Raw genomic sequence first — 20137 nt, 5'->3', positions numbered from 1 at the left:
GATGAATAATGCTCCTGGGGGCGGGGTGCGTCAAGCAGGGGTCTTCGCGAGGAGGAGGATCACGTCGTAGACCTCTTCGACCATGCCGTCCGGGAAGGCCTTGAGGAGGTGCTCGCGTTCCTCGGCCAGGAAGGCCGCGGTGTGGTCCTCGCCGTGGACCAGGAAGACCGAGTGGCTGCCGATGTTGGCGAGGTGGGTGTCCACCGGGATGCGGCGGCTCCAGCGGACCGTGCGGCGGGTGAAGTCCAGGCGGCCGGTGGGGTCGGCGGCGCGGGCGTTGACGTTTCGCCGCTCGGCGGCCGTGTCGATGTCGAAGTGGCGTTCCGTGCGGGCGGCGGCTTCGGCGATCCACGGCACGTCCAGGGCCTCGGTGTTCCACCAGAGGGCGAGGGCGCCGCCGGGGCGCAGGACGCGGAGGGCCTCCGGGACGGATCTCGCCTGGTCGGTCCAGTGCCAGGCCTGGGCGTAGGTGACGAAGTCGACGGAGGCGTCGGCGAGGGGGAGGTCGTCGCCGGTGCCGCGGACGATCGGGATGTCGGGGAGGGTGCTGCGGAACTGGGCCGCCATGCCGTCGCCGGGTTCCACGGCGATGACGTGCGCGCCTCGGGCGTGGAGGAGGGCGGTCGCTATGCCGGTGCCGGCGCCGATGTCTGCGACGCGGGAGCCGGGGAGGGGCTGGTCGGCCAGGGCTTCTATCGCGTCGAAGAGGGCTGGGGGGTAGGAGGGGCGGTTGGCCGCGTACTGGGCTGCGGCGGTGTTGAAGGAGTGGGCGCGGGCGGTGCGGGTGGGGGGTGTGGGGGGTGTGGGGGGTTCGGGGGGTTCGGGGGGTTCGGGGGTGGTTTCGGCTCCGGTGGGGTGGTGGGCGGAAGCGCGTGTGGTCATGCGGCCATGGTGGCCGGGGGTGGGTGTGCGGGGTGGTGAGATTTCGGTGAGAGGCCGGCGGGTTATGCGGGTCGGCGTTTTCTCGACGGGTTGCCCGAGCGGCGGGTCGTGCGCCTCTCGTGGTGCTTGAGGGCTGTCTCGTACTCCTCGCGGTGGAGTTTTTCGCCGGGGGCCTCGGTGAGGGAGCGGACGAAGTACGCGAGGAGGGAGCCGACGAAACCGATGGCCAGGAGGCCGCGGAGGGAGGCCTGGCGGTCGGGGTCGGGGCGGCGGGTGAAGCCGTCCCAGGTGTGGCGGAAGGCCATCGCGCTGCAGATCGCGAACATCACGACCATGAGCAGGGTCACGAAGCCGCCGATCGCGGCGATCTGGAGGCCCTGGTAGGCGAGGCGGAGGACGAGGCAGGAGACGGCTGCGGTGGCCAGTGAGCCGAGGGCGACGCCGATGCGGCGGGCGGTGTAGCCGTTGTCGTGGTTCAGCCAGGTCGTGCCGAAGAAGCGGATGGGCTCGGGGCGGGGGGCGAGGGGGCCGGTCTCTGCGCTCACCGGTCGATTATGGCTTGCGGGGGTGTGGTCGTCGTGTGGTCGTTGTATGCCTGCGGCGGCCTGTGGCTGCTTCGGTGGGGGTGCGCGTAGCGCCTGCTCGCCGGTGGTGGGTCGGGGCCGCGCCGGGGGGTGTCCGTCCTCGGAACGGCGCGATGGGGTTGCGAACCGACTAACCGTCCGTTGACGCGCCAACCGCTGCGGGCGGACACCCCCCGACACGTCCCCTTCTCGCCGTCGGCGGGTGCGGACGCGCTCAGCTGCGGGCAGTCGTGCCTCCCCCAGTGCCTTAAGGGCCTGGGAGGTACCCCCAGGCGGCACGGGTGGGCGCAGCGGCACCCCGCTCCGCCGGGCTGCGCAACGCCCCGCCCCAGCAACAACGCCGAGCTACCGGACAACCCCGGCCCAGCTGCCGCAGGTCAGCCGCAGCGTGGGCGGATGTAGCCGTCGCTGCCCGTGTTCACGTAGGCGTCCGAGACGTACTGGCCGCTCGCGATGTTGTCCCAGATCGTCGTCGTGCCGTAGGGGCCCGTGACCCTGGTGCCGGGTGTCTGGCAGTGGATCGGGACTCGGGAGCCCTCGGGCAGGACCTTGACGATCGGGTAGCCGGTGCCGGGACCGCTGCGGACGTTGAGGCTGACTCCCGGTGCGATCGAGAAGTACGTGGCCGCCGCGGCCAGTGTGGTGACCAGCGGCTTGCCGATCTCGTGTGCGGCCTCTTCGACAGGCTCTACTGACATGAAAACCTCCCCCGTTGCACCCCATGGCTGCCATGGGGTCCCGTTGATTCCCCTGAATCACGCCATCAAACACCTGTGCGTGACTCGCCAGCGGAGGCTAGCAAGCCGCCTCTGTCCCGTACGAGGCATCGACTAGGCTCCGTGCGTCGCGCGCGCGGACGAACAGCACGGGGGTGGTCCCATGGCGCCACAGCGGAACGTCGGAGCGGGCCCGGAAGCGGAACTTCCTGAGTACGCCGGTCACTACCGGCTGGAGTCCTGTCTGGGCTCGGGCGGCATGGGGGTCGTCCATCTGGCCCGGAGTACGTCCGGGATGAAGGTCGCCGTGAAGGTCGTGCACGCGGAGTTCGCCAAGGACCCCGAGTTCAGGGGGCGTTTCCGGCAGGAGGTCGGGGCGGCCCGGCGGGTCAGCGGGGCTTTCACCGCGCCTGTCGTGGATGCCGACCCCGAGGCCGGACGGCCCTGGATGGCCACGCTGTTCATTCCGGGCCCGACCCTGGCCCAGGAGGTGAAGCGGAACGGGCCCCTGGCCCCGGCGCGGTTGCGCCGGCTGATGGCCGGGCTCGCCGAGGCGCTGCGTGACATCCACCGGGTCGGGGTGGTGCACCGGGACCTGAAGCCGAGCAACGTCCTGCTCGCCGAGGACGGGCCGAAGGTCATCGACTTCGGCATTTCCCGGCCGAAGGACAGCGAACTGCGCACCGAGACCGGGAAGCTGATCGGTACGCCGCCCTTCATGGCGCCCGAGCAGTTCCGGCGGCCCAGGGAAGTGGGGCCCGCCGCCGATGTGTTCGCCCTCGGGTCCGTGATGGTGCATGCGGCGACCGGGCGGGGGCCGTTCGACTCCGACAGTCCGTACGTCGTCGCCTATCAGGTCGTGCACGACGAGCCGGAGCTGGCCGGCGTACCGGAAGAGCTGGTGCCGCTCGTGCTGCGGTGTCTCGCCAAGGAGCCCGAGGACCGGCCCTCCCCCGACGAGTTGATGCGGGAACTGCGGTCGGTGGCGGCCTCGTACGACACGCAGGCGTTCATACCGGCGCAGCGTGTGGACGGGGCGGAGGAGCAGGCACCGGCGGCTGAAGAGGAACAGGGCGGCGAGGGTCCTGTCGGGGGCGAAAAGGCGTCGCCTCGGGCCAGAGTGCGGTTCGGTAAGCGGGCCGTCCTCGGTGCCGGGGCTCTCGGGCTGGCCGTCGTCGGTGCGCTGGCGGCCGTTCCCCTGCTCGGGGGTGGTGGGCCGGGGCACGAGGTCACTGCCGCGCCGCGGACCACGGCGGCCGCGTTCTCGGCGTGGGAGGCGCCGCCGCTGTCCGGGAAGAGCATGCCTCAGTGTTCATACGCGGCGGGGAAGTTGCTGTGTGCGCAGACCGGGCTGGTCTTCGCTCTCGATCCTGTCGACGGGCGGCTGCTGTGGCGGCATCCTCTGGACGTGAGCGGGCCGCCGAGCGGGGCTCCGGTCGTGTCGGGTGGGCTGGTGCCGGCCGGGCTGGGCCAGGGGCGGCGGGTGGCGATGCTCGATCCCGGCTCGGGTGACGTGGAGCGGCGGCAGGAGCTGCCCGCGTACGGGGGGCTGCGGGCCGTCGGCGGCATGCTGCTGCTCACCGCGGCCGACGGGACGGTGAGCGGGGTGGAGAGCGCCTCGGGTGAGGTGAAGTGGAGCCATCGGATTCCCGGGCAGGACGTGCCGTACTTCGTCTCGTTCCCCGGGGATCCGCTGGCTTACGCGGCGAGCGTGTCGGGTGACGGGTCCGGTACGAGGGTCACGGCGGTGGATCCGGGCACGGGGGACGTGCGGTGGGAGGCGCGGCTGGAGGGGGCGTTGCAGCCGCTCGGGGTTGTGGACGGGGCGGTCGTGTTCGTGGCGGTCGACGCCGTGCGTGGGGATGCTCGGGCCGTGGTCCGTTACGACCCGGAGCGCCGGGCCAGTGTGCGGGTGCCGTTGCGTGTTCCGCTGCAGCAGGTGGCGGGGAGTGTGCACGGGGACGTCGTGCACCTCATGGCGACGGGCGGTGCGCTGGTCGCCGTCGATCTGGAGGCGCGTCGGCAGCGGTGGAGTCTGGAGACCGGGGTCGTCCGGGGGTCGACGCCGGTCGCCGACGACCGGTACGTGTACGTCACCGCGCCGGACGGGCGGCTGCTCGCCGTCGACGCGCGGCGCGGGAAGCTCGTCGGGCAGACGTCTCCGCGGCTGGGCGACCGGTCGGACCGGGTTCCGGCCGCGCTTCCCGAGCCCGTGCTCGTGGGCGATCGTGTCTATGCCGGTGCGCCGGACGGGGCCGTCTTCGCCGTGAGCGGGCGTGATCCGTCGGGGTGGTAGCGCGTACGGGGAAGGGCCGCTCCCGGGAGACCCGGGGGCGGCCCTTTCTCGTGTGGAGTGCTCAGCCCAGCTTCGTGACGTCTCGCACGGCGCCCTTGTCCGCGCTGGTCGCCATCGCCGCGTAGGCCCGCAGCGCCGCCGAGACCTTGCGGTCGCGGTTCTTCGGGGCGTACGCGCCGTTCAGCGCCTGCTCGCGGCGGGCCAGCTCGGCGTCGCCGACGAGGAGCTCGATGGTGCGGTTCGGGATGTCGATGCGGATGCGGTCGCCGTCCTCGACGAGGGCGATGGTGCCGCCGGCGGCGGCCTCGGGCGAGGCGTGGCCGATGGAGAGGCCGGAGGTGCCGCCGGAGAAGCGGCCGTCGGTGATCAGGGCGCAGGTCTTGCCGAGGCCGCGGCCCTTCAGATACGAGGTCGGGTAGAGCATCTCCTGCATGCCGGGGCCGCCCTTGGGGCCCTCGTAGCGGATGACGACGACGTCGCCCTCCTGGACCTGCTTCAGCAGGATCTTCTCGACGGCCTCCTCCTGCGACTCGCAGACGACCGCCGGGCCCTCGAAGGTCCAGATCGACTCGTCTACACCGGCCGTCTTCACCACGCAGCCGTCCACCGCGAGGTTGCCCTTGAGGACTGCGAGGCCGCCGTCCTTGGAGTACGCGTGCTCGACGGAGCGGATGCAGCCGCCCTCGGCGTCCTCGTCGAGGGCCTCCCAGCGCTCGGACTGGGAGAAGGCCTCGGCGGAGCGGACGCAGCCGGGGGCCGCGTGCCACAGCTCGACCGCCTCGGGGGACGGGGAGCCGCCGCGCACGTCCCAGGTCTTCAGCCAGTCGGACAGCGACGGGCTGTGGACCGCGTGCACGTCCTCGTTGAGCAGGCCCGCGCGGTGCAGCTCGCCCAGGAGGGCGGGGATGCCGCCGGCGCGGTGCACGTCCTCCATGTAGTACGTGCGGTCCTTGGCGACGTTCGGCGCCACCTTGGCCAGGCAGGGGACCCGGCGGGAGACCGCGTCGATCTCCTCCAGGCCGAACGGGACGCCGGCCTCCTGGGCCGCGGCCAGCAGGTGCAGGATCGTGTTGGTGGAGCCGCCCATCGCGATGTCGAGGGCCATCGCGTTCTCGAAGGCCGCGAACGTGGCGACGTTGCGCGGCAGGACCGTGTCGTCGTCCTGCTCGTAGTAGCGGCGGGTGATGTCCATGACCGTGTTGGCGGCGTCCACGTACAGCTGCTTGCGGGCCGTGTGGGTGGCCAGGACCGAGCCGTTGCCGGGGAGGGAGAGGCCGATGGCCTCCGTGAGGCAGTTCATCGAGTTGGCGGTGAACATGCCGGAGCAACTGCCGCAGGTCGGACAGGCGTTCTCCTCGATGCGGAGGATGTCCTCGTCCGAGATCTTCTCGTTCACGGCCTCGGACATCGCGTCGACCAGGTCGAGCGTGCGGACCGTGCCGTCGACGAGCGTGGCCCGGCCGGACTCCATCGGGCCGCCGGAGACGAAGACCGTCGGGATGTTCAGGCGCAGGGCCGCGTTGAGCATGCCCGGGGTGATCTTGTCGCAGTTGGAGATGCAGATCAGGGCGTCGGCGCAGTGGGCCTCGACCATGTACTCCACGCTGTCCGCGATCAGGTCGCGGGAGGGGAGGCTGTAGAGCATGCCGCCGTGGCCCATGGCGATGCCGTCGTCGACGGCGATCGTGTTGAACTCGCGCGGGATGCCGCCGGCCTCGACGATCGCCTCGCTGACGATCCGGCCCACCGGCTGGAGGTGGGTGTGGCCCGGCACGAACTCGGTGAAGCTGTTGGCGACCGCGATGATCGGCTTGCGGCCGATGTCCGCACCCGGTACACCGGAGGCGCGCATAAGGGCGCGGGCGCCCGCCATGTTGCGGCCGTGGGTGACTGTGCGGGACCTCAGCTCGGGCATCGTCGCTCGCTCCTTCAGAGACGGCGTCAGAGGATTCGGAGATTTCTGACTGCTACCGAGCGTACGCCGGTCATCCAGAGGGCGGGACGGAGTGTCCGGAATGCGGGACGCATGTCTCGGCCGACGGCGGTTCAGGGCCCGGTGAGGTGGCCCTGCACGACCGGTGCCAGGCGCGCGATGATCTGCTCGGGGTCCGCCGAGGCCAGCGGCTCGATCTTGATGACGTACCGCAGCATCGCGGTGCCCACCAGCTGGGCGGCGGCGAGTTCGGCCCGCAGTTCGGCGTCCGGCAGGTCCAGCCGTCCCGCGATGCGGCGCAGCACCTGGGCGGCGACGATACGGCGGAAGACGGCGGCCGCCGTGTCGTTGGTGACGGCGGAGCGGACGATGGCGAGCAGGGGCGCGCGGGTCGCCGGGTTCTCCCAGACGCCGAAGAAGAACCGGGCCAGGCGCTCCCCGACGCCGTCGAGGGGGCCTTCCTCGATGGCCTTCGGCGCGTCGAGGGCGGGTCCGAAGGACAGGGTGATCGCCGCCTCGAAGACCTGCTCCTTCGTCCCGAAGTAGTGGTGCACGAGCGCCGGGTCGACCCCGGCCGCCTTGGCGATGCCGCGTACGGACGTCTTCTCGTAGCCGCGCTCGGAGAACTCCTCGCGGGCGGCGGTCAGGATGCGGTCCCGCGTGTCGGCCGACTCCGTGCGCGGGGGGCGGCCCCGGCGGCGGGCGGTGGACCCCGTGGCGGGGCCGGGGTTGGTGCCGGTCCCCGTGCCGGAGCCGGTCCCCGTGCCGGTACCGGTGCCGGAGCCGGTCCCCGTGGCGGCGCCAGTGCCGGAGCCAGTCCCCGTCCCGATGCCGGAGCCGGTGCCGGTCCCCGTGCCGGAGCCGGTGCCGGTCCCCGTCCCGGTGCCTGAACCGGTGCCGGAGCCAGTCCCCGTCCCGGTGCCGGTGCCGGTCCCCGTGCCGGTGGCGTTCGGGGGGCCGGCCGGGGGGAGGTCGTTCATCGCCTCGGTACCTTCGCCGCCGAGGCCAGGTGCAGGCGTGTGAAGGCCAGCGCCTCCGCCAGGTCGGCCTCCCGCTCCGCGCTCGACATGGCGCGCCGGGTGTTGACCTCGATCACGACATGGCCGTCGAAGCCGGTCACGGCGAGCCGCTCCAGGACCTCGGCGCAGGGCTGGGTCCCGCGGCCGGGCACGAGGTGCTCGTCCTTGGCCGAACCCCTGCCGTCGGCGAGGTGGACGTGGCCCAGGCGGTCGCCCATGCGGTCGACCATGTCCAGCGCGTCGGCGCGGGCCGTCGCGGTGTGGCTGAGGTCGATCGTGAAGTGGCGGTAGTCGTCCTTCGTCACGTCCCAGTCGGGGGCGTACGCGAGCATCTCGCGGTCGCGGTAGCGCCAGGGGTACATGTTCTCGACGGCGAACCGTACGTCCGTCTCGTTCGCCATGCGCCAGATGCCCGCGACGAAGTCCCTGGCGTACTGGCGCTGCCAGCGGAACGGGGGGTGGACGACGACCGTGCTCGCGTCGAGCTTCTCGGCCGCCGCGCGGGCCCGCTGGAGCTTGGTCCAGGGGTCGGTGGACCAGACGCGCTGCGTGATGAGCAGACAGGGGGCGTGGACGGCCAGGACCGGGATCTGGTGGTAGTCGCTCAGTCTGCGCAGGGCTTCGATGTCCTGGCTGACCGGGTCGGTCCAGACCATGACCTCGACTCCGTCGTAGCCGAGGCGCGCGGCGATCTCGAAGGCCGTGGCCGTCGACTCCGGGTAGACCGAGGCCGTCGACAGGGCGACCTTCGCGTCCGGGATCCTTACGGCTGGCTCTGCCATGCAGGACAGATTACGGGGTGTGGTCGGGGTGGAGCGGGGTGCCTATTCGCCGTTGTGGTGTTTGCCATAGACGGCTCCGTCCTCCCTGCGGGCTCACACCGACTCCATGTGATCCAGGCGGCGCAGGATCACGCCCTCCCTGAGTGCCCAGGGGCAGATTTCCAGTCGCTCCACGCCGAAGAGGTCCATCGCGGCCTCGGCGACCAGGGCGCCCGCCAGCAGCTGGCCCGCCCTGCCGTCCGAGACGCCCGGCAGCTCGGCCCGTTCCGCCTCCGTCATCCCGGCCAGCCTCGGGACCCAGCCCTCCAGGGACTCCCGCTTGAGTTCCCGCTGGACGTAGAGGCCCTCGGCGGAGCGGGCGGCTCCGGCGATGCGGGCGAGCTGCTTGAAGGTCTTGGACGTGGCGACGACGCGGTCGGGCGGGCCGAAGCGGCTGAACTCGCCGACCGTGCGGGCGACCTCGGTGCGGATGTGCCGGCGCAGGGCCCGCACGTCGTCCGGGGCGGGCGGGTCGCCGGGCAGCCACCCGGCGGTGAGACGGCCGGCGCCCAGCGGCAGGGACGCGGCCGCGTCGGGCTCCTCGTCGATGCCGTAGGCGATCTCCAGGGAGCCGCCGCCGATGTCCAGGACCAGCAGTTTCCCGGCCGACCAGCCGAACCAGCGGCGGGCGGCGAGGAAGGTGAGGCGGGCCTCCTCCTCGCCGGTGAGGACCTGGAGCTCGACGCCGGTCTCGGTGCGCACGCGCGCGAGGACGTCGTCGGCGTTGCCGGCCTCGCGCACGGCGGAGGTGGCGAACGGCAAGAGGTCCTCGACGCCCTTGTCCTCGGCGGCCTGGAGTGCCTCGTGGACGACCGAGACCAGCCGGTCGACGCCCTGGGGGCCGATCGCGCCGTCGTCGTCGAGGAGCTGGGCGAGGCGCAGTTCCGCCTTGTGCGAGTAAGCGGGCAACGGGCACGCGCCGGGATGCGCGTCCACCACGAGCAGATGCACCGTGTTCGATCCCACGTCGAGGACACCGAGTCTCATGTACGGAACGCTACTGCCAGCTGTGCCGTCCGCAGTCCTCGGTGGGGGGACAAGGCCCGTACCCTGGACTCGTGCCAAAGACGAAAAAGGCGAAGCGCGACAAATCATCGGGCGTCCCGCGGTCCGACGAGAAGGCACCCGACGAGAAGGGCCTCGACTTCGCCCGCGCGTGGGTGGAGTTTCCTGATCCGGCGGACGACGAGCAGGTCTTCCGCTGCGATCTGACATGGCTGACCTCTCGCTGGAACTGCATCTTCGGCAGCGGCTGCCAGGGCATCCAGGCCGGCCGCGCGGACGACGGGTGCTGCACGCTGGGTGCCCACTTCTCCGACGAGGACGACGAGAAGCGGGTCGCCGAGCATGTGGCGAGGCTCACCCCGGACATCTGGCAGCACCATGCCGAGGGCACGAGCAACGGCTGGGTCTCCAAGGACGAGGACGGCGACCGGCAGACGCGCCCCTTCCAGGGCTCGTGCATCTTCCAGAACCGGCCCGGCTTCCCGGGCGGCGCGGGCTGCTCGCTGCACATCCTCGCCCTGAAGGAGGGCCGCGAGCCGCTGGAGACCAAGCCGGACGTGTGCTGGCAGCTGCCGGTGCGGCGGACCTACGAGTGGATCGACCGGCCAGACGACACGCGCGTGCTCCAGGTGTCGATCGGTGAGTACGACCGGCGCGGCTGGGGGCCGGGCGGCCACGATCTGCACTGGTGGTGCACCTCGGCGACCTCGGCGCACGGCGCGGGCGAGCCGGTGTACGTCTCCTACCGGCCGGAGCTGATCGAGCTGATGGGCAAGGCCGGCTACGACCGGCTGGTGGAGCTGTGCGAGGAGCGGCTTGCCTCGCAGCTGCCGTTGCTGGCGCCGCACCCGGCCGATCCGGCCGACTGACCGTCTATGGCACTGACCGTCTATTCCGTGGACGGGCTCGGGTCGCCGCTGTCGGAGGGCGGAGGTGTCGGGTCCGTCGGGTCCGTCGGGTCCGGGTCCGTGGGTGTGGGGTCCGGGTCGGGTGACGGGGGCGGGGTGGTCGGCGTCGGGTCCGGTGGGGCCGAGGTCGTGGGCGTCGGGTCGGGCCGGGTCGGAGGCGGGTCGCCCGGGTCGTCGGGGCGGGGGTCCGGTCGCGGGCCGGGGTCGGAGGGGCTGGGCGCGGTGCCGAAGCCCTCGATGTGGACGACGGCGCCCGCCGGTGCGACCGCCACCTGCGCGTACCAGGGGCCGGAGGGCTCCCGCAGATGGTCGACGTACACCTTGATCGTCAACGACTCGCCCGGCCGGAGCGTTCCCGACGACTGGCTCAGGTAGAGCCAGTCCGCTCCGGTGGACGCCGACCAGCGGACCGGAGCCGGGCCCGTGGCGGTGAGGGTGATGAGGGTGGTGTCGCCGCTGTGGTCCGCCGTGACGTCCAGGGTGCTCGTACGGCCGGCGCCGGCGACGCCGAGGACCTCCACCGAGACGTCGGCCTTGCCGTCCTTGCCGAAGCGGGGCCCGGGCCTGGTACTCGCGTTGCCGGTGTTCTCGTAGCCGCCGCCGGCCATCTCGCTTTCCAGGGCGAACGGGTCGTCCGCCTCGCGTGCGGAGGCGGAGCGGCCGTCCTGGCCCTCGCCGACCGGGGTGCCCCGGTAGGCGGCCCACAGGGCGAGCACGGGGGCGGCCACGACGGTGGCGACGACGGTCGTCGTGACGGCACGCGCGCGGAGGCGGTCCCTTCGGGCGGCGCGGTCCTTGGGGTCCATGGGGAAGCCGCGCCGGTCGAAGCGGGGTCCGGCGCCACGCGCGCGTGCGTGGTGGGCCATGGCGACGTGCAGGGCCGCGCGCGGGGCGGACAGGACGGGCAGTTCGGCGGGTGTGACGCTGGTGCCGGGCCAGCGGCCGGGGATGGCGCGCTCGGCGGTGCGGCGGCAGCGCGGGCAGTCGTCGACGTGCCGGACGAGTTCCCGGCGCAGGGCCGTGCCGAGCACGGGCCGGTCGTCGCCGACGAGGTGCGCGACGCTCGGACACGCCCCGGTCTCGACGACGGCGAGGGCCGCACGCGTACGTTCCACCTCGCAGGCGGCGGAGGCGAGCAGGTCGCGGGCGGCGGCCAGGTCCATGCCCAGGACGGCGGCGACCTCATGGGCGGCGAGGTGGTGGCGCACGGCCAGTTCGAGCGCCTCGCGCTGCTCCGGGGTGGTGCCGGCGGCCTCCGGCCAGGCCAGCAGGGCCAGTTCACGCCGCCGCCGCTCCTGGACCTCCTCGGAGACGGCCGGGCCGGACGGCCGGTCGGCGCGCTGGGGGCGGCCCGCGGCGTGGCTGCTCTGACGTTTCTGCTTGGCCTCGGCCAGCTTGCGCAGGCACGCCCAGCGGGCCAGCGCGTACAGCCACGCCCGGCGGTCGGCGGGGGCGTCGGGGACGTGCCGGCCTCGGCGTTCGGCGAGGGCGAGGGCGTCGCCCAGGGCGGCGGTCGCGGCGTCGTGGTCGCACAGCACGGACAGGCAGTAGGTGAACAGGCCGTCCAGGTAGGGCTCGTAGCGCGCGGGCGGCCGCTGCGCCAGCGTGCGCGCCGCCCCGCGGTCACGCGCTTCCCGGTGCGCCCGGTGCGGGCCGGCCGTGCGGGTGGAGCGGGTCGAGATCTCCGGAGTACTGCTCATCATTCGGCGACCGTAGGCGGCCGGGAGTGGCACCTTCCGGCGGCTTGAGCACTTTTAATCCGTACGGGTGAAACGATCCCTCAATCGGGGACATGAACCAGTGGTTCCGCCGCTGGCGCGGGGTGGCGCGGCCCTGGCGCGCAGGTGGCCGCCCCGGTCGGCGCCCGCGTTGTCAGTGCCGGCGGCTACGGTTTCGTCCATGGCTGCCCGTACGAAGACCACCAAGGACCGCCCGTCCTACCGCTGCACGGAGTGCGGCTGGCAGACGGCGAAGTGGCTCGGCCGCTGCCCCGAGTGCCAGGCCTGGGGGACGGTCGAGGAGTACGGCGCGCCCGCGGTCCGTACGACGACACCGGGGCGGGTCACCACCTCCGCCCTGCCCATCGGCCAGGTGGACGGCCGCCAGGCCACCGCCCGCTCCACCGGCGTGCCCGAGCTGGACCGCGTGCTCGGCGGCGGACTGGTCCCCGGCGCGGTGGTCCTGGTCGCGGGCGAGCCGGGCGTCGGCAAGTCGACGCTCCTGCTGGACGTGGCGGCCAAGTCGGCGAGCGACGAGCACCGCACGCTGTACGTCACGGGCGAGGAGTCGGCGAGCCAGGTCCGGCTGCGCGCCGACCGCATCCACGCCATCGACGACCACCTCTACCTGGCCGCCGAGACGGACCTGGCGGCGGTGCTGGGCCACTTGGACGCGGTGAAGCCGTCGCTGCTGATCCTGGACTCGGTGCAGACGGTGGCCTCACCGGAGATCGACGGCGCGCCCGGCGGCATGGCCCAGGTGCGGGAGGTCGCGGGAGCCCTGATCCGGGCCTCCAAGGAGCGCGGCATGTCCACGCTGCTCGTGGGCCATGTCACCAAGGACGGCGCCATCGCGGGCCCGCGCCTGCTGGAGCACCTGGTGGACGTCGTCCTGAGCTTCGAGGGCGACCGGCACGCCCGCCTCCGCCTCGTCCGGGGCGTCAAGAACCGCTACGGCACCACCGACGAGGTCGGCTGCTTCGAGCTGCACGACGAGGGCATCACGGGCCTGGCCGACCCGAGCGGACTCTTCCTGACCCGCCGGGCCGAACCGGTCCCGGGCACCTGCCTGACCGTCACCCTGGAGGGCCGCCGCCCGCTGGTCGCCGAGGTCCAGGCGCTCACGGTCGACTCGCAGATCCCCTCCCCGCGCCGCACCACCTCGGGCCTGGAGACCTCCCGCGTCTCGATGATGCTGGCGGTGCTGGAACAGCGCGGCCGGATCAGCGCCTTGGGCAAAAGGGACATCTACTCCGCGACGGTCGGCGGTGTGAAGCTCTCGGAGCCCGCCGCGGACCTGGCCGTCGCCCTCGCCCTGGCCAGCGCGGCGAGTGACACACCTCTCCCCAAGAACCTCGTCGCGATCGGGGAGGTCGGCCTCGCCGGCGAGGTGCGACGGGTCACGGGAGTGCAGCGCAGGCTGGCCGAAGCCCACCGCCTGGGCTTCACCCACGCCCTCGTTCCGGGCGACCCGGGCAAGATCCCCTCGGGCATGAAGGTCCTGGAGGTAGCGGACATAGGGGACGCCCTGCGGGTCCTCCCCCGGTCCCGTCGCAGAGAGGCCCCCCGGGAGGAGGAGGGTCGCCGGTAGACTTTGCCCTGGTCTCGCCCGTCCGTGCGAACCGAGCGCGCGACACGGGGGCGCCCAGAACCTGCGACCGGAGGAGTGCAGTGGCAGCCAACGACCGGGCATCAGCTCCCGGAAAGTCCGGCGGGAGTGCCGGTACCGAGGGCCTGATGCGCGCCTCGCTGAGCGCCGTGGCACCCGGCACCGCCCTGCGTGACGGCCTGGAGCGCGTGCTCCGCGGCAACACCGGCGGACTCATCGTCCTGGGCTCCGACAAGACGGTCGAGGCGCTCTGTACCGGCGGTTTCGTACTGGACGTCGAGTTCACCGCGACCCGTCTGCGCGAGCTGTGCAAGCTGGACGGCGGCATCGTGCTGTCCTCGGACCTGTCGAAGATCCTGCGCGCGGGCGTGCAGCTGGTCCCGGACCCGACGATCCCCACGGAGGAGACGGGCACCCGGCACCGCACCGCGGACCGCGTCAGCAAGCAGGTCGGCTTCCCGGTCGTCTCGGTCTCCCAGTCGATGCGGCTGATCGCCCTGTACGTGGACGGCCAGCGCCGTGTCCTGGAGGACTCGGCGGCGATCCTGTCCCGCGCCAACCAGGCCCTGGCGACCCTGGAGCGCTACAAGCTCCGCCTCGACGAGGTCGCGGGCACGCTGTCGGCGCTGGAGATCGAGGACCTGGTGACCGTCCGGGACGTCTCGGCGGTCGCCCAGCGCCTGGAGATGGTGCGCCGCATCGCCACGGAGATCGCCGAGTACGTGGTGGAGCTGGGCACGGACGGCCGGCTGCTGGCCCTCCAGCTCGACGAGCTGATCGCCGGCGTGGAGCCCGAGCGTGAGCTGGTCGTCCGGGACTACGTGCCCGAGCCCACCGCCAAGCGCTCCCGCACGGTCGACGAGGCGCTGGCCGAGCTGGACGCCCTCACCCACGCCGAACTGCTCGAACTGCCCACGGTGGCCCGGGCGTTGGGCTACACCGGCTCGCCCGAGACGCTGGACTCGGCCGTGTCGCCGCGCGGCTTCCGCCTGCTCGCCAAGGTGCCCCGGCTCCCCGGCGCGATCATCGACCGTCTGGTCGAGCACTTCGGCGGCCTCCAGAAGCTGCTCGCCGCGAGCGTCGACGACCTCCAGACGGTGGACGGCGTCGGCGAGGCCCGGGCCCGCAGCGTCCGGGAGGGGCTGTCGCGGCTGGCGGAGTCGTCGATCCTGGAGCGGTACGTCTAGCGACTGCACCGGCTGGAACGGCCGGAGAACGACTGAGGGCGGTACCCGGCCAGGGTTACCGCCCTCAGGTGTCTCTGCTGCGGGTTCTCTGCCGCTGGGCCCAGGACCTGTCCTAGTCGGCCGACAGCACGAACGACGTCTGCACCTTCGCAAAGCCCGGAGCCTTGGCTTCCACCAGGTACGTGCCCGCCCCGGCCGAGCCCGCCGGAGGCGTCGCGCACTCGGGGGCGCTCGGCTTGCGGTCCCATTTCACGGTGTAGGTGATGCCGCTGCCCGCGGGCACCCGGTACAGCTGGTGCGCGGCGGCCTTCGGGCAGTCCTTCGAGGACCAGTAGTCGTCGTCGGAGCTCGCCGGGGTGATCGTGAACACCGCGTTCTTCGGCCCGAGATCGACCTTGCAGTCGCTGCCGGAGATGTTCCGCGCGGTCAGCAGAAACGTGGGCGTCTGCTCGGGGTCGTAGGTGTTGTGCCGGCTGCGCAGGCTGAACTTGACCACGCTGGCGGTGCAGTTGGGCAGCGTGGAACCGGCCGGCAGGGTGTCGCCCACGCCGACGCCGCCCACCGCAGTATCACCACCGGCACCACCGGTACCACCGGCACCGCCCGGCCCTCCGGAGCCGCCCGAGCCGGAACCGCCGCCGGAGCCCGAACCGGAACCGTCCCCGGCGCCGTCACCCGAGCCGTCGCCGGAACCGCCCCCGGACCCGGACCCGGACGACGAGCCGCCGGAGCCCTCGTCGCCCGACTCGTCGCGTCCGCCGGGCGCTTGGCTGATGGCCGGGCCCGAACTCGACGGGCCGGGCGTGATGGAGGGCGCGGGATTCTTGCCGTTGGCGCCGTTGTCGCCGTCCTTGCCCCCGCCGCCCATGGTCACGATCCAGGTGATGAGCAGCGCCAACAGGGCGACCACAGACACCAGTACGACCCTCCGACGCCAGTAGATGGAGGAGGGAAGCGGCCCGACCGGATTGCGCAGAGATCCCACGGCGCAAACCTTACGAGAGTTCGGCGCGTTCGCCTGTCCCACCCGCCGCTCGGGGCCACAACTTTTCCGGATCATCATCTCGGAATCCCGGGGTCAACCCCTGTCTTTCGTCAGGTTCGGGACGCGACGATCGCTGGGTGTGACGGTATCGGCCTGCCGCCTACCGTCCGTGACCATGAACTTCGAGGACAGCGCGCTCTACCGCGACATCACCGACTTCGCCCATGACACCCCGATGTGGGTACAGCACGGGGCCGGCATATGGACGGAGGCCGGACTGCTGGTCTTCGTCGCGCTGTTCGCCGCCGCCTGGTGGCGCGCCCGCCGCGGCACTCCCCGCGCGTTCGCGATCGCGGCCCTTGCACCTGTGGCCACGGCTGTGGCGTACGTGTGCAGCGAGGTGCTCAAGTCCGCGGTCACCGAGGAGCGTCCGTGCCGGGCGGTCGCAGGTGCGGCCGCGTCCCTCGCCGAGTGCCCGCCGCACGGCGACTGGTCCTTTCCGTCCAACCACGCCACGATCGCGGGCGCGGCGGCGGTCGCCCTCGCGCTGGTCCGGCGCGCGCTCCTGTGGCTGACGGCCCCACTCGCCCTGCTCGTGGCCTTCTCCCGGGTCTTCGTCGGCGTGCACTATCCGCACGACGTCCTCGTGGGGTTGGTGCTGGGCACGCTCGTGGCCCTCGTCGCCGTACGGCTGGGCAGGGACCCGGTGACGCGGCTGGCCGGGGCGTTGCGCACCTCGTCGGCGCCGGCCGTGCGGTGGTTCACCGGGCCGGGCGCGGCGCCCGTCAGGTCGTACGGCTCGCACGCGCGGCGCTGAGGCGGGCCGCGAGCGCATCAACGGTCCGGAAAGCGCCCCGCGCCGCCCCGGCCGCCACGCACCGCCCCGGCCGCCACGCACCGCCCCGGCCGCCACGCACCGCCTCGGGCGTCACGCGCCGCTCCGGGCGTCACGCCTCCACGAGCCCCGCCTCGTACGCCACGATCGCCGCCTGCACGCGGTTGCGCACCCCCAGCCGGTCCAGGACCGCGCTCACATACGCCTTCACCGTGCCCTCGACGAGGTGCAGCCGGGCGGCGATCTCCGGGTTGGACAGGCCCGCGCCGACCAGGCCGAGCACCTCGCGTTCGCGGGGACTCAGCACGGCCACGCGCGCGCGTGCCTGTGCCTCACGGGTGAGCCGGCCGCCGCCGAGGCCCTCGTCGATGACGTACCGGGCCACCTTGGGTGAGAGGAACGCGGCGCCGGCGGCCACCGCCCGTACGCCCGCGATGAGTTCGTACGGGTCCCCGGACTTCAGCAGGAAGCCGGTGGCGCCGCCGCCGAGGGCGCGGGTCACGTAGGCGCCCTCGGAGAAGGTGGTGAGCATCGCGACGGCCGTGCCCGGCACGGTCCGTACGATCTCCTCCGCCGCCGTGAGGCCGTCCAGGCGCGGCATGCGGATGTCGAGCAGGGCCACGTCCGGGCGGTGGGCGCGGGCCAGCTCGACCGCCTCGCGGCCGTCGCCCGCCTCGGCGACGACGTCCGTCACGCCGCTGCTGCCCAGGATGGCGCGCACCCCGGCCCGGACCATGGCCTCGTCGTCGGCCAGCAGAACGCGGATCACTGTGAGAACTCCTCGTATTCCTCTCGGCCTTCGCCGGGCAGACCGATGCGCGGGACCACGTCCTTGGCGACCAGCCGGCCGGCGGCGAAGCACAGTCTGAAGTGGTCGACGGAGACGAACAGTTCGCCGCTCGCCCGGTAGTAACGGCAGTCGGCTCCCCCGGGCTCCGGTGTCGGCGCCCGTTCGGCAGGTGGGTCATGCACGTCCCGCTCGGGCAGCACGCGCTCGACGTCGGCCACGGGGGCGCCGAGGCGCAGTTTCGCGTACGCGGCGGGTTCGAGCACCGAGTGCTTCTCCGCGTACGCGTACCAGCCGAACGCCACGCCGGTCAGCACGACGCCCACACCGGCCGCGGTGCCGAGGCCGACGGCGACCCGGCGGCGGGCGTGCCGGAAGGGCGCGGGGCCCGGGGGCTCGGCGGTGGACTGCTGCTCGGGGACGTCGGGCACGTACGCCGATACCCGGAACCCCTCCTCGTGCGGTCCGGCCTCGAACTCCCCGCCGACCGAGGTCACCGCGGCCCGTAGCCCGAGCAGGCCCGTACCGCCGCCCGTAGGGCGGGAACTCTCGTGGGCGGGCGGGCCGTTGGTGATGGTGACGGACATTCCCGCGGCCCTCCCCGTTCCCGCGGCTCTCCCCGTCACCGCGGCCCGTCCCGTCACCGCCACGGTCACGGGAGCGCCCGGTGCGTGCCGTGCCGCGTTGGTCAGCGCCTCCCGGACCACGCGGTGCAGCAGCCGTTCGGCGACCCCGCCGGGCTCCGCGGCCGGGCGGCCCTGTCCGGCGGGCTCCCAGCACACCGGCAGGCCCGATTCCGCGGCGCGGGTGACGAGTTGCTCCAGCGTCTCGCCCGGCGGGGCCAGCGGCGCGGGCTCGTCGTCGTCCTCGCGCAGGACGCCGATGATGCGGTGCAGCCGGTCCGTGGCGTCGGCGGCGGCCGCGCGCAGGTCCGCCACCGCGGTGCGCTGCTCCTCCGCGAGTCCGGGGGCGACCTGGAGCGCGCCCGCGCGCAGGGCGATGAGGCTCAGCTCGTGGCCGAGGGAGTCATGCATGTCCTGGGCGATCCGGGCCCGTTCGCGCAGCCGGGCGCGTTCCTCGGCGAAGCGGGCCTCGTCCTCCAGCCGGGCGGCGCGCAGCCACCCCGCCACGGCCAGCTCGCGGCTCTGCCGCCAGTAGCGGCCGCCCAGCCAGGGGAAGACGCAGCCGAAGAGCAGCATGCCCGTCATGACGAGCCACTCGGGGGCCGGGTCGACGCCGACGAGGACGATCCGGGCGGTGCCGGCGCAGCCGACGGCCGCGAAGCACAGCACCGCGGGGCGCGCCCCGCCCGCCCGCAGCCCGAGCAGCAGCGCGAACACGCCGAGGGCGGGGCCGTAGGAGACGGTGAACAGGGCCGGGGCGGCGGCCAGGCTCAGGGCGGCCACCAGCCCGAAGGCCGCGAGCGGCAGCCGCCGGGACAGGGCGGCGGCGACCGCCAGCACCGCCACACCGGCCGCCTGCTGCCAGGCCGGACGCGGCTCGTTCAGCCCGATCCGGTCCGCGCGTGAGCGCGGGCAGGGCGAGGGCCGCCCAGAGCAGGGCGCATCCGCCGAGCCGGGCGGGACGAGGACGTTCCATTCGCCCGACGCTATAGGCGGGCGGCAGGGCGGCACTGCTGCCGATCGTCAGGTACGCCCGTCCGTCTGGACAGGTACGTCTGCCCATCTTGAGTGGTGGTGTGCCCGGATCGCGGCCCCCGCGTGGCAGGATCGAATGGCCATGACTGCTCCCACGAAGCCCCCGCACACCAGCCCCGCCGACCCCGCCTCCGGCCGGCCCTCCGGCGAACACCTGCACGCCCCCGTCATCGACTGGTTCGACGAGAACGCCCGGGACCTGCCGTGGCGGCGCCCCGAGGCCGGGGCGTGGGGTGTGATGGTCAGTGAGTTCATGCTCCAGCAGACGCCGGTGAGCCGCGTCCTGCCCGTCTACGAGCAGTGGCTGGCCCGCTGGCCGCGCCCGGCCGACCTGGCCAAGGAGGCCCCGGGTGAGGCGGTCCGTGCCTGGGGCCGGCTCGGCTACCCGCGCCGCGCGCTCAGGCTGCACGGCGCCGCCGTCGCGATAACGGAACGGCACGGCGGTGACGTACCGGCCGACCACGCCCAGTTGCTGGCCCTGCCCGGCATCGGCGAGTACACGGCCGCCGCCGTCGCCTCCTTCGCCTACGGGCAGCGGCACCCGGTGCTGGACACCAACGTGCGCCGGGTCTTCGCCCGCGCGGTCACCGGCGTGCAGTACCCGCCGAACGCCACCACCGCCGCCGAGCGCAAACTGGCCCGCGCGCTGCTGCCCGAGGACGAGCCGACCGCCGCCCGCTGGGCCGCCGCCTCGATGGAGCTGGGCGCGCTGGTGTGCACGGCGAAGAGCGAGTCGTGCCACCGCTGCCCGATCGCCGCGCAGTGCGCGTGGCGGCTGGCGGGCAAGCCGGAGCACGACGGGCCGCCGCGCCGCGGGCAGACGTACGCGGGCACCGACCGGCAGGTGCGCGGGCGACTGCTCGCCGTGCTGCGGGACGCCCACGGTCCGGTTCCGCAGTCGGCGCTGGACCGGGTGTGGCACGAGCCGGTGCAGCGGGCCCGCGCTCTGGACGGCCTCGTCGCCGACGGTCTGGTGGAGCCGCTGGCGGGCGGGCTGTACCGGCTGCCGCTGACCTGACGTACAGGCAAGTCACAGCCGCGAGTCGTCGCCTGTCACAGTGATCAGGGTGGACAAATCGCCCTTACCCACCCCAACTCGCCCACGGCTCTACCCTGTTCCGACGTCCGTTACACAACCGACGGACAGCCGAGTGCTAGCCGAAGGCTGCTTCGGACAGTGCCGTGACAACGCCT

17 protein-coding genes are annotated in these 20137 nt (G+C 73.2%); 6 read left to right on the top strand and 11 right to left on the bottom strand.

The features are described 5' to 3' along the window. Window positions 1-30 precede the first annotated feature (30 nt). The 3 genes from QF034_RS23110 to QF034_RS23100 form a co-directional block, all read right to left on the bottom strand. On the bottom strand, window positions 31-882 hold the full coding sequence (locus QF034_RS23110) for a class I SAM-dependent methyltransferase (RefSeq protein ID WP_307176754.1): 852 nt from the start codon (window positions 880-882) through the stop codon (window positions 31-33). 62 nt (window positions 883-944) lie between these two features. Further along, window positions 945-1427: an EamA/RhaT family transporter gene (locus QF034_RS23105; RefSeq protein ID WP_307176753.1), complete on the bottom strand. Its 483-nt coding sequence runs from the start codon at window positions 1425-1427 to the stop codon at window positions 945-947. A 416-nt stretch (window positions 1428-1843) separates the two neighbouring features. Further along, window positions 1844-2164 carry an SH3 domain-containing protein gene (locus QF034_RS23100; protein WP_307176752.1) on the bottom strand — a complete coding sequence of 107 codons (321 nt, stop codon included), beginning with the start codon at window positions 2162-2164 and terminating at the stop codon, window positions 1844-1846. A gap of 181 nt (window positions 2165-2345) precedes the next feature. Here QF034_RS23100 and QF034_RS23095 point away from each other — a divergent pair, with 181 nt between their 5' ends. Continuing rightward, window positions 2346-4478 carry a serine/threonine-protein kinase gene (locus QF034_RS23095; protein WP_307176751.1) on the top strand — a complete coding sequence of 711 codons (2133 nt, stop codon included), beginning with the start codon at window positions 2346-2348 and terminating at the stop codon, window positions 4476-4478. A 61-nt stretch (window positions 4479-4539) separates the two neighbouring features. On the opposite strand, the gene ilvD is transcribed toward QF034_RS23095, so the two are convergent. The 4 genes from ilvD to QF034_RS23075 form a co-directional block, all read right to left on the bottom strand. Beyond that, window positions 4540-6393, bottom strand: a complete 1854-nt coding sequence (gene ilvD, locus QF034_RS23090; protein WP_307176750.1) for a dihydroxy-acid dehydratase — start codon at window positions 6391-6393, stop codon at window positions 4540-4542. Window positions 6394-6524: 131 nt separating this feature from the next. Then, a complete protein-coding gene (locus QF034_RS23085) occupies window positions 6525-7241 on the bottom strand; it encodes a TetR/AcrR family transcriptional regulator (RefSeq protein ID WP_370880961.1) in 717 nt (238 codons plus the stop codon). A 146-nt stretch (window positions 7242-7387) separates the two neighbouring features. Then, window positions 7388-8212, bottom strand: coding sequence for a sugar phosphate isomerase/epimerase family protein (locus tag QF034_RS23080; RefSeq protein WP_307176749.1), 825 nt, complete (start codon window positions 8210-8212; stop codon window positions 7388-7390). A gap of 93 nt (window positions 8213-8305) precedes the next feature. Continuing rightward, window positions 8306-9238, bottom strand: coding sequence for a Ppx/GppA family phosphatase (locus QF034_RS23075; protein ID WP_307176748.1), 933 nt, complete (start codon window positions 9236-9238; stop codon window positions 8306-8308). Window positions 9239-9309: 71 nt separating this feature from the next. On the opposite strand from QF034_RS23075, the gene QF034_RS23070 reads away from it, so the two are divergent. Continuing rightward, window positions 9310-10125: a DUF3109 family protein gene (locus QF034_RS23070; protein ID WP_307176747.1), complete on the top strand. Its 816-nt coding sequence runs from the start codon at window positions 9310-9312 to the stop codon at window positions 10123-10125. Window positions 10126-10145: 20 nt separating this feature from the next. Here QF034_RS23070 and QF034_RS23065 read toward each other — a convergent pair whose 3' ends face one another. After that, window positions 10146-11867 (bottom strand): BACON domain-containing protein, encoded by a 1722-nt coding sequence (locus QF034_RS23065; RefSeq protein WP_307176746.1) that lies wholly within the window; start codon window positions 11865-11867, stop codon window positions 10146-10148. A gap of 196 nt (window positions 11868-12063) precedes the next feature. Between QF034_RS23065 and radA the strand changes: the two genes are divergently transcribed. Both radA and disA read left to right on the top strand, forming a co-directional pair. After that, on the top strand, window positions 12064-13473 hold the full coding sequence (radA, locus tag QF034_RS23060; protein ID WP_307176745.1) for a DNA repair protein RadA: 1410 nt from the start codon (window positions 12064-12066) through the stop codon (window positions 13471-13473). 80 nt (window positions 13474-13553) lie between these two features. Further along, window positions 13554-14678, top strand: coding sequence for a DNA integrity scanning diadenylate cyclase DisA (disA, locus tag QF034_RS23055; RefSeq protein ID WP_274818155.1), 1125 nt, complete (start codon window positions 13554-13556; stop codon window positions 14676-14678). 112 nt (window positions 14679-14790) lie between these two features. Here the strand turns inward: disA and QF034_RS23050 are convergent, their stop codons facing one another. Continuing rightward, window positions 14791-15663 (bottom strand): hypothetical protein, encoded by an 873-nt coding sequence (locus QF034_RS23050; RefSeq protein WP_307176744.1) that lies wholly within the window; start codon window positions 15661-15663, stop codon window positions 14791-14793. Window positions 15664-15838: 175 nt separating this feature from the next. Here QF034_RS23050 and QF034_RS23045 point away from each other — a divergent pair, with 175 nt between their 5' ends. Continuing rightward, window positions 15839-16480: a phosphatase PAP2 family protein gene (locus QF034_RS23045; protein WP_307176743.1), complete on the top strand. Its 642-nt coding sequence runs from the start codon at window positions 15839-15841 to the stop codon at window positions 16478-16480. A 130-nt stretch (window positions 16481-16610) separates the two neighbouring features. Here QF034_RS23045 and QF034_RS23040 read toward each other — a convergent pair whose 3' ends face one another. After that, a complete protein-coding gene (locus QF034_RS23040) occupies window positions 16611-17267 on the bottom strand; it encodes a response regulator transcription factor (RefSeq protein ID WP_086564618.1) in 657 nt (218 codons plus the stop codon). Then, window positions 17264-18754, bottom strand: coding sequence for a sensor histidine kinase (locus QF034_RS23035; RefSeq protein ID WP_307176742.1), 1491 nt, complete (start codon window positions 18752-18754; stop codon window positions 17264-17266). Before QF034_RS23035 ends, QF034_RS23040 begins: the two co-directional genes overlap by 4 nt. Before the next feature lie 271 nt (window positions 18755-19025). Here QF034_RS23035 and QF034_RS23030 point away from each other — a divergent pair, with 271 nt between their 5' ends. Next, window positions 19026-19961, top strand: coding sequence for an HhH-GPD family protein (locus QF034_RS23030; protein WP_307176741.1), 936 nt, complete (start codon window positions 19026-19028; stop codon window positions 19959-19961). Window positions 19962-20137 lie beyond the last annotated feature (176 nt).

This window comes from Streptomyces africanus (assembly GCF_030816955.1).
Taxonomy (GTDB): domain Bacteria; phylum Actinomycetota; class Actinomycetes; order Streptomycetales; family Streptomycetaceae; genus Streptomyces; species Streptomyces africanus.
Note: the sequence above shows the minus strand (reverse complement) of the source record. Positions and strands in the feature narration are given on the sequence as shown.